The organism is Arthrobacter sp. MDT1-49-2 (genome assembly GCF_059090185.1).
On the sequence record NZ_JBNHFK010000002.1, the window covers coordinates 321,231 to 334,554 of the forward strand.

Below are 13,324 nucleotides of genomic sequence, written 5' to 3' on the forward strand. Positions count from 1 at the left end.
GCCCTAACGGGCACCCTTCCGCCGACTGAACCCGAAGGCGACCGCAGCCAGCAGCACCAGGCCCTTGATGACCTGCTGCCAGGCGGCATCCACGGACAGGATGGACAGGCCCTGATTCAGCACGCCCATCACGAGCGCCCCGATCACGGCCCCCACCACAGTGCCTACACCGCCCTGCACGGAAGCTCCGCCGATGAACACCGCGGCAATCGCGTCCAGCTCGAACCCGCCGCCGGCCGACGCCACGGCTCCGCCGGCCCGGGCGGTGCTCACCACCGCAGCCAGTCCGGCCAGGAAGCCCATGTTCACAAACACGAGGAAGTTCACCCACCGGGTTTTGACGCCGGACATCATCGCGGCGTTAAGGTTCCCGCCCATGGCGTAGATGTGCCGGCCAAACACCGTGCGGTTCAGCAGGAAGGAGTAAGCGAGCACCAGGACCGCGAGGATGACCACGATGATCGGCATGCCGCGGCTGTAGGCCAGCAGGTAGCAGAGGTACATGATGGCGATGACGGCCAGCGCGATCTTGAAGATGAAGGAGCCGCTCCGCTCCCGGGGCAGGTCCAGCCGGCGCAGGTCCGCCCGCCCCTTGAGCTGCTGCACCACCAGGGCCACGCAGGCAAGCGCGCCGATGCCCAGCGTCACCAGGTCCGGTGTGCCCGTGGACGGCAGGGTGCCGGAGCTGATCGCACTGTACGGGCGCGGCAGTCCGCTGATGGTTCCGCCGGTGAGCAGGATCAGCGCGGTGCCGCGGAACACCAGCATCCCGGCCAGCGTGACAATAAACGCCGGGATCCCCACAAATGCCACCCAGAACCCCTGCCAGGCACCGATCAGGGCTCCGACCACGAGGGAGATGGCGACGGCGGCCCACCAGGGCAGGCCCCACTCGTTCATTGACAGGGCGGCAATGGCGCCGACCGTGGCCACCACGGATCCTACGGACAGGTCGATGTGCCCGGCAATGATCACCATGACCATGCCGATGGCCAGGATCACCACGTAGGCGTTCTGCTGGAAGAGGTTGCTGACGTTGCCCGGATACAGCAGCCGGCCGCCGGTGAGGATCTGGAACAGCAGGATGATGACGGCCAGCGCCCCCAGGATGCCGTACTGCCGCAGGTCCACCCGGCGGCGCTTTTTGCCGTTCTTGCCCGGTTGCGGCAGCGGCGCCCGGGCCTGTTCGGGAGTAGTAGTGGTCACGGGGTTTCTGCTCCTTGGGTCCGGTCCGCGGTCATATGGCGCATCAGTTCCTCCTGGGTGGCGTCCGCACGGGGAATTTCAGCCGTCAGCCTGCCCTCGGAGATGGTGTAGATCCGGTCCGCCAGCCCGATCAGCTCGGGCAGTTCGCTGGATATGAGGATGACGGCCTTGCCCTGCGCCGCCAGCTCGTTGATGACTCCGTAGATTTCGAATTTCGCCCCGACATCAATGCCCCGGGTCGGCTCGTCCAGGATCAGCACCTCGGGACCGGAGTACAGCCATTTGCTCAGCACCACCTTCTGCTGGTTGCCGCCGGAGAGGTTTTCCACCAGGGAAGAGACGCTGGGCGTGCGGATGTTCATGCGTTGGCGGTACTCATCCGCCACCCGGTATTCCCGGTTCCGGTCGATGATGCCCAGCCGTGCCAGCTTGCCCAGCGCCGCAGCGGAGACATTCACGGTGACGCTGCCAATCAGGTTCAGCCCGTACCGCTTGCGGTCCTCACTGAGGTAGGCGATCCCGTGCCCGATCGCTTCATCAACGGTCCGGGTGCGGATTTCGACGCCGTCCTTGTACACCCGGCCGGAGATGCCGGAACCGTAGGACCGGCCGAAAATGCTCATGGCCAGCTCCGTCCGGCCGGCCCCCATCAGCCCGGCGAAGCCGATGATTTCCCCCGCCCGCACCGAGAAGGACGCGCGGTCCACCACCACCCGGTCCAGATCGATGGGGTGATGCACGGTCCAGTCCTCCACCCGGAATTTCTCCTCACCGATCTGCGGCTCGCGTGGCGGGAACTGGTGGTCCAGCGGGCGGCCGACCATCGCGCGGATGATGCGCGTTTCAATTTCCTCGGTGTCCTGGACCTCGAAAGTGTCGATGGTCCGTCCGTCCCGGATCACCGTGACCGTATCCGCAATGGAGCGGATCTCCTTGAGCTTGTGCGAAATGATGATCGAGGTGATGCCGGTTTCATTCAGCTGGCGGATCAGCCCCAGCAGGTGCGCGGAGTCGTCGTCGTTCAGCGCCGCGGTGGGTTCGTCCAGAATCAGGATTTTCACCTCCTTGGACAGCGCCTTGGCAATCTCCACCAGCTGCTGTTTGCCGACCCCCAGCTCGACGATCTTGGTGGCTGGATTCTCCACCAGGCCCACCCGCTGCAGCAGCCGGGCCGCCTCCAGATTGGTTTTGTTCCAGTCGATCACCCCGCCCCTGGACACCTCGTTGCCCAGGAAAATGTTCTCCGCAATGGACAGGAACGGGCTCAATGCCAGTTCCTGGTGGATGATGACAACGCCGTCGCGCTCGGAATCGTTGATCGATCCGTAGCTGACCGGGGTGCCTTCCAGGGTGATGGTCCCGTCGAAGCTGCCGTGCGGGTACACACCGCTGAGCACCTTCATCAGGGTGGATTTCCCGGCGCCGTTTTCGCCGCAGATGGCATGCACGCCGCCGCGTTCCACGTCTATCGAGACGCCGTCCAGTGCCCGGACGCCGCTGAATTCCTTCACAATGCCGTCCATTTTCAGGATGACGTCACTCATGCCGCACTCGCTTCAGTAGTGGAGAACGGGGGTCGACGACGGCGGCGGGCGGCCGCCGTCGTCGTCGTACCCCGCGTGTCAAAGGCCGACAGGTCAGAGGCCGGCGTCGGAGGCGGACATAAAGCCCGAATCCACCAGCTCCTTCTGGACCGTGTCCTTGGTGACCACCATCGGCTCCAGAATGTAGGTGGGAACCACCTTCACCCCGTTGTCGTAGGTTTCGGTGTCGTTGACCTCCACCTCGTCACCGGCCACGATGGCGTCCACCATGGTTTCCACCTGGCTGCCGAGTTCGCGGGTGTCCTTCCAGACGGTCATCGACTGCCGGTCCCCCTGCATGGCCTGGACGTTGGCGACGTCGGCGTCCTGACCGGTGATCACCGGCCAGTCGGTGCCGGGTTCGTAGCCCGCGGCGTCCAGGGAGGATTCGATGCCCAGGGCAAGGCTGTCATTCGGGGAGAGCACCACATCAACCTTCTTGTCCCCCGTGTAGAAGGACTGCAGCCTGTTGTCCATTTCGGCCTGCGCATCCTTGGACTGCCAGCCGAGGATGCCGATGGAGGTCCACTCCTCGTTGCTGGCCGGGGACTTGCCGGAGGGAACCACCAGCTGCCCGCTTTCCACGTACGGGAGCAGCACGTCCCAGGCGCCGGCGAAGAAGAACGCGGCATTGTTGTCATCCGGGCTGCCGGCAAACGGTTCGAGGTTGTAGGGTCCCTCGCCGTTGGCCAGGCCCAGCTCCTCTTCAATGAACTCGCCCTGCAGCTGGCCCACCTTGTAGTTGTCGAAGGTGGCGTAGTAGTCCACGGCATCGGTGCCGTTGATAAGGCGGTCATAGGCGATCACCTGGATGTCCTGGTTCTTGGCATCCTCCAGGGCGGGGCCCAGGACCTCGCCGTCGATGGCCGCGACCACGAGGATCTTCGCGCCGCCGGCCACCTGGTTCTGGATCTGGCTGATCTGCTGGTCGGTCTTGTCGTCCGCGTACTGCAGGTCAACCTGGCAGCCCTTGTCCTCGAGTTTTTCCTTCAAACCCTCGCCGTCATTGATCCAGCGTTCCAGGCTGCGGGTGGGCATGGAGATGCCGACGTTGCAGGAGGATGCTTCCCCGTCCCCGCCGTCACCGGATCCTGCCGGTGCGCAGGCCGCCAGGCCGGCGGCGAGTCCTGCGGCCAAAAAGACGGCCGAGACATTCTTCATTGTGCTCATGCTGAAGCCTTCGAAAAGGATCCCGCAGTCGGAAGACGGGGGCCGCGCGGCCGGGAACCGGCGTCACGGCCGCGGCTGGCGGCAGCTGGATCAAGCGGATACAACGCTGTAGCACCTGTTGCCGGGTCCAGCCCGTCAACTATTTGTAGGCGCGGACAACTTATCCACTCGATCCCTACTTACACAAGAGAGATTTGCCAGTTTCGGCGGTGAGGTCAGATTCCCGTCGGCTGCCCGCGAACCGCAGACCAGTGCGCGTTCAGGGTCCCGTCGCCCACCGGCTCCCAGTCATTGGTCTCAAAGAGGGACGCGACGGTGTCCCGGTTCAGGTCCGGAGCATTGCCGTCTACCTCGGCGGTGGGATAGCAGACCCACAGCACCCCGCCGGACTCCACGGATGCGGCGGCGGTGGCCAGCTCGTGCGCCAGGTCCGCGGCAGTGGAGACGAAAAGGATCACGACGTCGGCGGGGAACCGGCCGTCGTCCTCGGCAAGGAACGCACCGGCCGGGACCAACTCCGCCACCTCCGCACGGCCGTGCGCACCGTACACGGTGACGCGGGAGTCCGCGGGGATGCTGAAGGGGGAGGCGGCTGGTTCGGGGGTCATATGCATGCTCCTGCGTGAGACTGAAGGTGGCGCGTCGGCAGGGGGCATTCCACAACGGGTTCCGCAGCGTGACTCCCCCGAGCCGGCATTTGCCATTCTTTCAGGTTTGCGCCCGTTCATGCCCATCGACAGCGCACTTAGTGTTCGGGATCTCCGCCTGCACGGCGTTCATAGCGCAGATAATGCTGGCTGCGGTCCGTCCAGGCCGCATTATCTGCACTATGAATGGGCGCCAACTCCAGATCGCTGCGGGAGCCTGCGCGGCATCCGGACGCGCCTACCCGTTCCGCGGAACATGCCGATAGTTCTCCCGGATATTTCAATAGATGGGGAAACACCTTGTATCGCACTACCGGTGGAGCGTACCGCTCCGCACCTTTCAGAAAGGCGGCGGCCATCGCGGCTGCCGCCGTCGTTGTTCTTACCGCCTCCTCCTGCTCCGAACCTGCCGCCGCCGAGACCGAGGTCGAGCAGCGTGACGGGGCGACCGTCGTCCGGGTGATCGACGGAGACACCCTCGTGGTGGACCTCGACAATGAGGAAGTCACCGTCCGGCTGTTGAATGTGGACACCCCGGAGACCAAAGATCCGGACAAGGACGTGGAGTGCCTCGGCCCGGAAGCCACGGAGTTCCTCAAGGACGCGCTGCCGGCCGGCAGCACCGTGACGTTGGAGTACGACGTCGAACGCGAAGACCGCTACGGCCGGACCCTTGCCGGGGTGTACGACGCCACGGACCGCCTGATGAACGCCGAGGTGGCCCGTGCCGGGCTGGGCTTCCCGGTAACCTACGGCAAGAACGTCAAGTTCCGCCCGCCGGTGGACGAGGCTTACCAGGAGGCCAGGGACGCCCAGGCCGGACTCTACAGCCCTGCCATTGAGTGCACTGTGCCGGCCATGGTTGGCCTGGTGGAGCAGGCCGCGGCTCAGGCCGCTGCCGAGGGAACAGGGTCCAGCGCGGATGAGGCTGCTGCTGCCGTCGCGGTGGTGTATGCCCTGGTCAAAACCGTGGATGAGACCGTTGATGCGCTGGAAAAAGCGGTCAAGACCGGTGATGCCCTGATGTCGAAGGCGCTTTCGGAGGCGGAGAAAACCTCGCTCAAGGCCCGCGCCGCTGCTGCGAAAAGCACTGTCCATACCGAACATGACCAGCTGGTGGCCCTGGAAGGCCAGCGCCGGTCCGCCGAGAAGGAAGCGGCCCGCGTGGCCGCCGAAGCCGAGGCCCAGCGGGTTGCGGCCGAGGCCGCGCAGGCCGAAGCCAACCGCATTGCGGCTGCCCAGGCGGAGGCAGACCGTATCGCGGCTGCCCAGGCCGAAGCGAATAGGCAGGCAGCCGCCCAGGCCGAGGCCAACCGGCAGGCCCAGCAGCAGTACATTCCGCCGGCACCTCCGGTGCAGGTCAATCCCCCGGGCTACAACGGGCCGCGCTGCTACGCACCGGGCGGCCAGACCTGGCGCCCCTGCTAGAGGCTGTTGATCTCCTGGGCGGCTACCGTTCTTCGGAACGGCAGCCGCCCAGGATCCGGCAGCAGGCGGGGTTGGCTGTGCGATCCTAGACAGCCTGCCCGTCCGGAGAGACCCGGGGGTCCGCCGTGTCTGCAACAGGCCGCCCGGGCCGCGGGATGACCGCAACGGCCACCACCCCCAGGGCGGCGGCGAGCGCAAAGACGTAGAACCCGAACGGGTAGGCAATCCCCGCGGTGACCAGGGCGCCGGTCAGCCACGGTCCGACAATGGCGCCCAGCCGTCCCACGCCGGAGACAAACCCCATGGCCGAGCCCACCACCGCGCGGGGATACAGGTATCCCACGAAGCCGTAGACCAGGACCTGCGCGCAGAAGACGAAGACGCCGGTCACCAGGACCACCGCGTTCAGCAGCAGCGAGCTCTCAATCCGGATACTGAGGATGGCCAGCAGCACCGCAGCCGCACCGAACCATGCCATGGTGGTTCCTTTGGGCCCGCGTTTGTCCGCCACCCGGCCGCCGATCAGCAGCCCAATCACGGCACCGACGTTCAGAACCAGCAGCAGCACCAGCGAGGCGGACACCGCATAGCCGGCCTCCCGCATAATCTGCGGCAGCCAGGTGTTCAGGCCGTACACAAGCATGAGCCCCATGAACGCTGCCACCCACAGCCCCAGGGTGATCCGCAGATACGGCGGGCGCAGCAGGTCCCCCAGTTTCACCTGGGCGGTTCCCTTCTCCTTGGCCTCCCGAGCGGCCAGATGCACTGATCCGGTCTCCGGAAGACGGAACCACATGACGACGGCGGCTGCCAGTCCCAGCGCGCCGCCGGCATAGAACAGCCACCCCCAGTGCTCACGGAAGATGATCGCCAGTACCGAAGCCAGCACGGCACCGCAGTGGTAGCCGGTCATGGTGATGGTGCTGGCATTGGCCTTGGCGTTCTCAGAGGCCGCTTCCTGCATGGCGGTGATGGCCACGGGCATGCACCCGCCCAGGCCCAGCCCGGCAATAAACCGGACTATCCCCATCAGTGCAACGCTGGGCATGAGCGGCAGCACGAGGGTGAACAGGGAGAAAACGACCACGCAGAGAATCAGCGGAACCCGCCGGCCCCAGCGGTCCGACAGCGGGCCGATCAACGCCGCACCGATGCCCACGCCCACCAGGGAAATGGTGGAGACATAGGTTGCACCGGCAGCGGTGATGCCAACGTGCGCGGTATCCAGCAGCGTGGGAATGGCGGCCCCCAGCGCCACAATGTCATACCCCTCAAACACCACGGTGAGCCAGCACAAGGCGACGATCCAGCGCCGCCGGGGCGTCATGAGCTGTTTCTGCATGATGCGCTTCCTTCGCGTGTTCGCCGGTCCGCAACTGTGCCGGACGGGCGAGCCAGCTCCGGTTCAACTGCACAGCGACGGCGGTACTAACTTGGCGCTCAGTGTACGACTGTGCCGGGGTCAGGTGAAGAAGCGGACGCCGTTCCCGGCCAGGCCTGTCCGGCCCGGCAGCAGGGCGGGCCCGCGAGCCCGTCCGGCAGCCGCCGTCGACCGGCGGACTGCATCCACCGCGTCGCGGACTGGCATCCGGAGCGCAGGGCCGTGCCCGGGCAGCAGCAGGCCGGCATCCAGTTTCGCCAGGACCGCCAGCGAACCCTGCACGCCGGAGGCATGGTGATGGAACATCGGGTGCAGCAGCTGCGGACCGTTCCGGGCACTGATGGCGTGCCCGGTGATCAGAGCGTCCCCGGTAACCACCGCTTTGGCCGTTGGCAGATAGAAGGCCGTATGCCCGGGGGTATGCCCCGGTGTGGGGACGGCAACGGGGCTGCCCGGGAGCGATGCCAGCAGCGCGTCATCCCAGACCGCTGCTGACGGAACCGGTACGGCCCTGGCGCCGCCGGACCGCAGCGCACGCACCGTCCAGTGCAACACCCTTGGCTGCCAGGCACGGGCCAGTATCTGCAGCGGCGACACTTGGAATTTCTCCAGTCCCGTCAGCTGCCGGTGCTCGGCCGCGCTGCTGAACACCGGTGTGCCGTAGTGCCGGGCAAAGTACGCGGCGGCCCCCGTGTGGTCCACGTGCGCATGCGTGAGCAGCAGCGCGACGGCGCCACCCGGGTCCAGGCCGACGGCGCGGATGGAGGCCAGGACCCGGGGCAGGTCACCCCGGTAGCCGCCGTCGACGAGTGTGAACTGCTGGCCGCGGCGCAGAATGATCCAGTTCGACGCCGGTCCTTCCACGAAGAACACGCCAGGCGCCGGTTCGGTGATTTTCCGCGCGGCCGCCCGGTTTCCGCCGGACCGGACTTTGCTTGTCATTTCCCTCCCCGTTTCACCCGTAGCGGCGGCTATGCACTTTCGGGCGCTCCTGCCCAGGCCGCCGTGAGCAGCTCGGCGAGCTCCGCAGCGGTGGCCCGCCGCGGATTCGATGCGGGAATGACCGGCAGGATGAGTTCCACGGCTTCGGCTATGTTTTTCTCCGCAAAACCGTAGTTTTTGAGCCCTGCAGGCGCATCGACGGCGGCACGGAGGTGGTTCAGGCCGGTGAGGGCGTCCTCGGCACCGAATGCGTCGGCGATCCGGGCAGCAGCCTCCGGAGCCGAGGGCGCATTGAAGGCGAGCACGTAGGGCAGCACGATGGCGTGGGTCTGCGCGTGAGGCAGGTTCCAGGTGCCCCCGAGGGCATGGCAGATCTTGTGGTGCATTCCGGCACCGGCCGAGGAAAGGGCGACCGCTGCGAGGTATGCCCCGTAGAGCAGCAGTTCCCTCCCGGGCAGATCCTGCGGGTCCTCGAAAACCGAAGGCAAACCCCTGCTCAGCGCCCGGAGACCCTCTGCTGCCAAGGCCTTGTTGATCGGGTCCGCCCGGGGCGCCCACATCGAATCGATGCAGTGGGCCACGGCGTTCAGCCCGGAGGCCACCGACAGATCCACCGGGAGGGAGAGGGTCAAAGCGGCGTCATAGATAACGGTCGTCGGCAATACCGCGTCATCAACGCCGGTGGTCTTGCGAGAAGCTTCGGTCAGACCCCAGATGTTCGTTGCCTCAGAACCGGAGTACGTGGTGGGGACAGCAACGATGGGAAGGCCTGCGGTCATGGCAACGGCTTTGGCCAGTCCGGTCGCTGAGCCGCCTCCGATGCTCACTACCAGGTCAATGTGGGAATCGGCCGCAGCGGACCTGGCTGCCTCGGCTATTTCGAGCGGCACGTGCGCTGTCACGTCGGAGTATTTGAGGGCCACGTCGATTCCGGAGGAAACGTCAGCAGCGTCCTTGGCTCCCCTTGCCGAGGCGATCACCATTACCCGCTTCGCGTTGATCCTCTCGACCTCGGATGCCAGGTTTTCCGCCGCCTTGCCGGAGCCGAACAGCACACGCTGGCCAAGGGTCACATGTTCAAATGCCAGGGCCATGGTTATTTGCTCCTGCTGCTGGTCGTGCGCTGCCGAAGGTAGCGGCGGATTATCCGGATGGAATCGTCATTGAGGTGGTGCTCAGGATCGTCGTAGGTGGTCAGTTCCACCGTGGCACCGAGGGAACGGAAGGCAAGGGCGGTGGCTTCGACGCGGTGGAGCGGGACCCAGGCATCGTCCTGGGAAGTCAATAGTTCAACCGCCAATCCGGTCAGGTGGGGATCCGGGGGCCAATCCCGTTGGGCTGGACCGAGGTAGCCTCCGGTGTGCAGGACAGCCCCGGCCAAAGGCGGGCGCTCCTGCAATAGGTACTCCGACAACAGGCATGCGCCCTGGGAGAATCCCAATACGCCGACCGGCGGCCCGTCCCGGTCCAACAGGTCAGCCAGGTGTGTGCGGACAGTCTCCAGTGCGTCATCGAGCTCCGGTTGATTGTCCTCGACAGGCGCCAGGAAGCTCTGCGGGTACCAGCTGTTGTTGTGGGCGGCCGGCAGAACCCACGCGAGGTCGGGCAGGTCCACTCGGTCTGCGACGTCCTTCATGTAGTCAGGGCTCTGTCCTCTCCCGTGCACTGCATAAACAACCAACGAGGCATCGGTTGGTCCGTACCAGAGAGGGTCCTGGCTCAGATGGGGGTTGGACGGCACGGATCCTCCTTACGGGCATGCGGTGCGGCCGGGCGGCGTTTTCCCGGCACCGGGCAGGACCCCGCACCGCCCGGTGCATGCATGGAGTTCAGCCTTCATCCGTAGTGATGGGCTCAAGCTGGGACATGATGTGTTCGCGTTCGTGCTCAAACCGCGGCGGTAGCATGAACGCCCGGCCCAGTTCCTCCGGAGACTCATCGCAGTCCCAGCCGCCGTCCTCGTGGGTCACCGCCAGCTCGAACAGCGCCCCTCCGGGGGACCGGACATAGTGGGACTTGAAGTAGGTGCGGTCCTTTAGTTCGGAGATGTCGGTGTAGCCGGCGCCTTCGATGTCGAATTTCGCCTCTTCCTGGTTCTGCAAGGTGTCGAAATTCCAGGCAAAGTGGTGATATGTCCCGGCACCGTAACGCCACGTTCCCTGGGCGTCGGTGCGGTTGCCGGTGAGCTCTATCCAGTTGCCGAAATCGCTCTTGCCCACCCGGAAACGGGCCCGGTCGCCCTCTTCCAGAATCTGGTCCCGCGCAAAGAAGGCCTCGCTGCCAAAGTCAACCATTCGGTCGGCGTCGTACACGTGTATACCCACGCCGTGGATACCGTGGATTGCCGCAGTGTCCGGCACGCCATGGCCGGTGAAACCCCGGCGGGAGTCCCCGGCCGTGCTCACCAGCTGGTACTCCAGCCCGGATGGGTGGTGGAAGGTTACCCGTCTCTCCCCGAAGATCTCCGTCTGCGCATTCTCGATGCCATGGTCCGTCAGGCGCTGGGCCCAGAAGTCGATTGACCCTTCCGGAACAGCCAGCAGCACCTCTCGGGCCTGGTTGGTGCCACGGGTGCCGAAAAGGCCGTGCTGGGCCCACGGAAAGGTTGTCACCACTGAGGAAGGATCTCCGTCGGCATTGGAGTAATACAGGTGGTAGACGGGGGTGGATCCGTCGTAGAGCACGGTCTTTTTGATAAAGCGCAAGCCGAGGACCCGGGTGTGGAAGTCTACGTCCTCTTGCGCCCCGCCCACGGAGAGCGTCACGTGGTGGGAGCCGATGAGATATGCCATGGCAGGTCCGTCCTAATCGACGTGTGAGATGTACAGAGGAGGGCGACCGTACCCGCAGGGAGAAAACTGCGGATGCGTAATTTCCGGATTGGCTCCGTCGTCCCGGCGTCCGGGCGGATTCTCTCTCCTGTCCGCGGCGACGGCGGCCTTTCGGAATTGTTTTCCAGCACACCCTTGACCCTCCAGAGCACCGGGCGTAGCTTCGTAATCAACCGCAAGGTTGAACAACCAGCACCTTGATTACCGCTCCTCAGAACAGACCAGGCGCATGGACTCCCACAGCGACGAACCCCTTTTGGACCAGGCCTTCCTGGCCCTGGCCGATCCGGTCCGCCGCCAAATCATTGCCCGGCTTTCCCGGGGTCCGGCCACGGTCAACGAACTGGCGGAACCCTTCGAGATTTCCAAGCAGGCGGTCTCGAAGCACATCCAGGTCCTCGAGCATGCCCGGCTCGTCACGCGCAGCCGTGACGCGCAGCGCCGGCCCGTCCACCTGAATCCCGCACGGTTGGAGGCGCTCACCGCCTGGATCGGCCAGTACCGGCTGGTCCGGGAGGAGCAGTTCCGCAGCCTTGACGCCGTGCTTCGCGCACAGGCCGCAGCGAAAAGCGGCCCGCAGGCAAAGGATCCATCATGACCAACGCACTGCAGCTCACCGTCCCCGACGGAGTACCGTTCATCGATTTCAGCCGCGAGGTGGATTACCCCGTGGAGCAGGTTTTCCGGGCCTACGCCGAACCGGACCTGATCGTTCAGTGGCTTGGCCCGCGGGGAATGAAGATGGAGATCAACCATTACGATTTCCGCACCGGCGGCTCCTACAGCTACATCCACACCGGCCCGGACGGAGTGCCCTACGAGTTCCGCGGCATTTTCCACACCGTGCGGGAAAACGAAGCCGCCATCCAGACCTTCGAGTTCTCCGGCTATCCCGATGTGACCAGTCTGGAGTTCATGACGCTGACGGCGCTCGACAACGGCCGCACCCGAATCAGCGCCCACGCGGTTTACCCGTCCATGGAGGCACGGGACGGCATGGCCGCCTCCGGCATGGAGTCCGGCGTCGCCGAGGGCTTCGACCGGATGGAGGAGCTCCTGGCACAGCTCCAGCCGGCACCGCTGCAGGGAAGGGGCGTGTGATGACCAATGCCCTGACCCTCAACGCTCCGGCAGGCGAACCGTTCCTCGAATATCACCGGGAGTTCGATTTCCCGGTGAGCGATGTCTTTCGCGCGCACATGGACCCGGCCCTCTACGCCCTGTGGGTCGGACCGCGGGACCTGGATACCCGAATAGACACCTTTGAGGCCCGCACCGGCGGGACCTACCGCTTTGTGCACTCGCGGGGCGACGACGAATTCGCCTTCCGGGGCATGTTCCACACGGTGCGGCAGGACGAGTTTGTGCTGCAGACCTTCGAGTTTGAGGGGTATCCGGATGTGGTGACCCTGGAATACTCCACCTTCGCGGCCCTGCCCGGCGGGCGGAGCAGCTTGCAGGGCCGCTCCCTTTATCCTTCATTGGAATCCCGTGACCAGTTCCTGACCAACGGCATCGAAGAAGGAATGTCGGCCGGCTACGACCAGCTGGACGAACTGCTTGCATCCGTCCGGACAGGAGGATGATCCGAGTGGATTGGACCCTTGAAGTGGTGCAGGTTCCGGTCAGTGATTTGGACCGGGCGGTGGGTTTCTACCGCGACCAGGTCGGTTTCACCCTGGACCACCGGACCACTAACGAGCAGATGGATTTCGCCCAGCTGACGCCGCCGGGTTCGGGCTGTTCCATAGTGCTGGGTCTGGCGCAGATGGCACCCGGGTCCCTGCACGGCCTGCAGTTGGTGGTCCCCGATGCCAGAACCGCGCGGCAGGAGCTCGTCGACCGGGGCGTGGACGCGGGCGACGTCATGGTTATTGATCCGCGCGACGGCGGGACGCTGTTCGGATTCTCGGATCCGGACGGCAATTCGTGGACCGTTCAGGAAATAAAGGTCCGTGCCGGTCAGCCTCTGATTCCCCGCGAGGCGCGCATCGGCTAGGCGCAGGCCACAACTGACCCTAATCCGACAAAACAGTATTGACAGACCGGCATACCAGCGCGATCATGCCTTCCGCACACTTGACACTCCTTTACTGAGGAGTATCGTGGGGGCTCCCCAAGGCAGCGGGACGATCC

General features: G+C 65.3%; 14 protein-coding genes. 5 read left to right on the forward strand and 9 right to left on the reverse strand.

Going from position 1 to position 13,324, the window contains the following annotated elements; genetic code table 11:
- Positions 1-3: 3 nt before the first annotated feature.
- The 4 genes from mmsB to AC5RTS_RS04025 form a co-directional block, all read right to left on the reverse strand.
- Positions 4-1,206, reverse strand: a complete 1,203-nt coding sequence (mmsB, locus tag AC5RTS_RS04010) for a multiple monosaccharide ABC transporter permease (RefSeq protein WP_493990780.1) — start codon at positions 1,204-1,206, stop codon at positions 4-6.
- Positions 1,203-2,750 (reverse strand): multiple monosaccharide ABC transporter ATP-binding protein, encoded by a 1,548-nt coding sequence (gene mmsA / locus AC5RTS_RS04015; protein ID WP_493990781.1) that lies wholly within the window; start codon positions 2,748-2,750, stop codon positions 1,203-1,205. The genes mmsB and mmsA overlap by 4 nt, the downstream gene beginning before the upstream one ends.
- Positions 2,751-2,843: 93 nt before the next feature.
- Positions 2,844-3,959, reverse strand: a complete 1,116-nt coding sequence (chvE, locus tag AC5RTS_RS04020; RefSeq protein ID WP_493990782.1) for a multiple monosaccharide ABC transporter substrate-binding protein — start codon at positions 3,957-3,959, stop codon at positions 2,844-2,846.
- A 215-nt stretch (positions 3,960-4,174) separates the two neighbouring features.
- Positions 4,175-4,567: a hypothetical protein gene (locus AC5RTS_RS04025; RefSeq protein WP_493990783.1), complete on the reverse strand. Its 393-nt coding sequence runs from the start codon at positions 4,565-4,567 to the stop codon at positions 4,175-4,177.
- A gap of 339 nt (positions 4,568-4,906) precedes the next feature.
- Here AC5RTS_RS04025 and AC5RTS_RS04030 point away from each other — a divergent pair, with 339 nt between their 5' ends.
- Positions 4,907-6,034: a thermonuclease family protein gene (locus tag AC5RTS_RS04030; protein WP_493990784.1), complete on the forward strand. Its 1,128-nt coding sequence runs from the start codon at positions 4,907-4,909 to the stop codon at positions 6,032-6,034.
- An 85-nt stretch (positions 6,035-6,119) separates the two neighbouring features.
- Here AC5RTS_RS04030 and AC5RTS_RS04035 read toward each other — a convergent pair whose 3' ends face one another.
- The 5 genes from AC5RTS_RS04035 to AC5RTS_RS04055 all read right to left on the reverse strand — a co-directional run bounded on the left by AC5RTS_RS04035 (position 6,120) and on the right by AC5RTS_RS04055 (position 11,149).
- Complete coding sequence (locus AC5RTS_RS04035; RefSeq protein WP_493990785.1) at positions 6,120-7,376, reverse strand: MFS transporter; 1,257 nt, start codon at positions 7,374-7,376, stop codon at positions 6,120-6,122.
- A 120-nt stretch (positions 7,377-7,496) separates the two neighbouring features.
- The gene (locus tag AC5RTS_RS04040) at positions 7,497-8,357 is read right to left on the reverse strand and encodes an MBL fold metallo-hydrolase (RefSeq protein WP_493990786.1); all 861 of its coding nucleotides are present in this window, start codon (positions 8,355-8,357) and stop codon (positions 7,497-7,499) included.
- A 29-nt stretch (positions 8,358-8,386) separates the two neighbouring features.
- Positions 8,387-9,451, reverse strand: coding sequence for a maleylacetate reductase (locus AC5RTS_RS04045; protein WP_493990787.1), 1,065 nt, complete (start codon positions 9,449-9,451; stop codon positions 8,387-8,389).
- A gap of 2 nt (positions 9,452-9,453) precedes the next feature.
- Entirely contained in the window at positions 9,454-10,098 is a 645-nt protein-coding gene (locus tag AC5RTS_RS04050) for an alpha/beta hydrolase (protein WP_493990788.1), read from the reverse strand.
- A gap of 88 nt (positions 10,099-10,186) precedes the next feature.
- Complete coding sequence (locus AC5RTS_RS04055; protein WP_493990789.1) at positions 10,187-11,149, reverse strand: VOC family protein; 963 nt, start codon at positions 11,147-11,149, stop codon at positions 10,187-10,189.
- A 268-nt stretch (positions 11,150-11,417) separates the two neighbouring features.
- On the opposite strand from AC5RTS_RS04055, the gene AC5RTS_RS04060 reads away from it, so the two are divergent.
- The 4 genes from AC5RTS_RS04060 to AC5RTS_RS04075 are packed head-to-tail and all read left to right on the forward strand — an operon-like array spanning position 11,418 to position 13,187.
- Positions 11,418-11,786: an ArsR/SmtB family transcription factor gene (locus tag AC5RTS_RS04060; RefSeq protein WP_493990790.1), complete on the forward strand. Its 369-nt coding sequence runs from the start codon at positions 11,418-11,420 to the stop codon at positions 11,784-11,786.
- Positions 11,783-12,289 carry an SRPBCC family protein gene (locus tag AC5RTS_RS04065; RefSeq protein ID WP_493990791.1) on the forward strand — a complete coding sequence of 169 codons (507 nt, stop codon included), beginning with the start codon at positions 11,783-11,785 and terminating at the stop codon, positions 12,287-12,289. The genes AC5RTS_RS04060 and AC5RTS_RS04065 overlap by 4 nt, the downstream gene beginning before the upstream one ends.
- Positions 12,289-12,774 (forward strand): SRPBCC domain-containing protein, encoded by a 486-nt coding sequence (locus AC5RTS_RS04070; protein ID WP_493990792.1) that lies wholly within the window; start codon positions 12,289-12,291, stop codon positions 12,772-12,774. The genes AC5RTS_RS04065 and AC5RTS_RS04070 overlap by 1 nt, the downstream gene beginning before the upstream one ends.
- Positions 12,771-13,187: a VOC family protein gene (locus tag AC5RTS_RS04075; protein ID WP_493990793.1), complete on the forward strand. Its 417-nt coding sequence runs from the start codon at positions 12,771-12,773 to the stop codon at positions 13,185-13,187. The genes AC5RTS_RS04070 and AC5RTS_RS04075 overlap by 4 nt, the downstream gene beginning before the upstream one ends.
- Positions 13,188-13,324 lie beyond the last annotated feature (137 nt).

Coding starts and splice junctions, on each gene's coding strand:
- mmsA (WP_493990781.1), bottom strand. CDS start 2,750: ATGAGTGACGTCATCCTGAAAATGGACGGCATTGTGAAGGAATTCAGC.
- chvE (WP_493990782.1), bottom strand. CDS start 3,959: ATGAGCACAATGAAGAATGTCTCGGCCGTCTTTTTGGCCGCAGGACTC.
- AC5RTS_RS04025 (WP_493990783.1), bottom strand. CDS start 4,567: ATGACCCCCGAACCAGCCGCCTCCCCCTTCAGCATCCCCGCGGACTCC.
- AC5RTS_RS04035 (WP_493990785.1), bottom strand. CDS start 7,376: ATGCAGAAACAGCTCATGACGCCCCGGCGGCGCTGGATCGTCGCCTTG.
- AC5RTS_RS04040 (WP_493990786.1), bottom strand. CDS start 8,357: ATGACAAGCAAAGTCCGGTCCGGCGGAAACCGGGCGGCCGCGCGGAAA.
- AC5RTS_RS04045 (WP_493990787.1), bottom strand. CDS start 9,451: ATGGCCCTGGCATTTGAACATGTGACCCTTGGCCAGCGTGTGCTGTTC.
- AC5RTS_RS04055 (WP_493990789.1), bottom strand. CDS start 11,149: ATGGCATATCTCATCGGCTCCCACCACGTGACGCTCTCCGTGGGCGGG.
- AC5RTS_RS04060 (WP_493990790.1), top strand. CDS start 11,418: ATGGACTCCCACAGCGACGAACCCCTTTTGGACCAGGCCTTCCTGGCC.
- AC5RTS_RS04065 (WP_493990791.1), top strand. CDS start 11,783: ATGACCAACGCACTGCAGCTCACCGTCCCCGACGGAGTACCGTTCATC.
- AC5RTS_RS04070 (WP_493990792.1), top strand. CDS start 12,289: ATGACCAATGCCCTGACCCTCAACGCTCCGGCAGGCGAACCGTTCCTC.
- AC5RTS_RS04075 (WP_493990793.1), top strand. CDS start 12,771: ATGATCCGAGTGGATTGGACCCTTGAAGTGGTGCAGGTTCCGGTCAGT.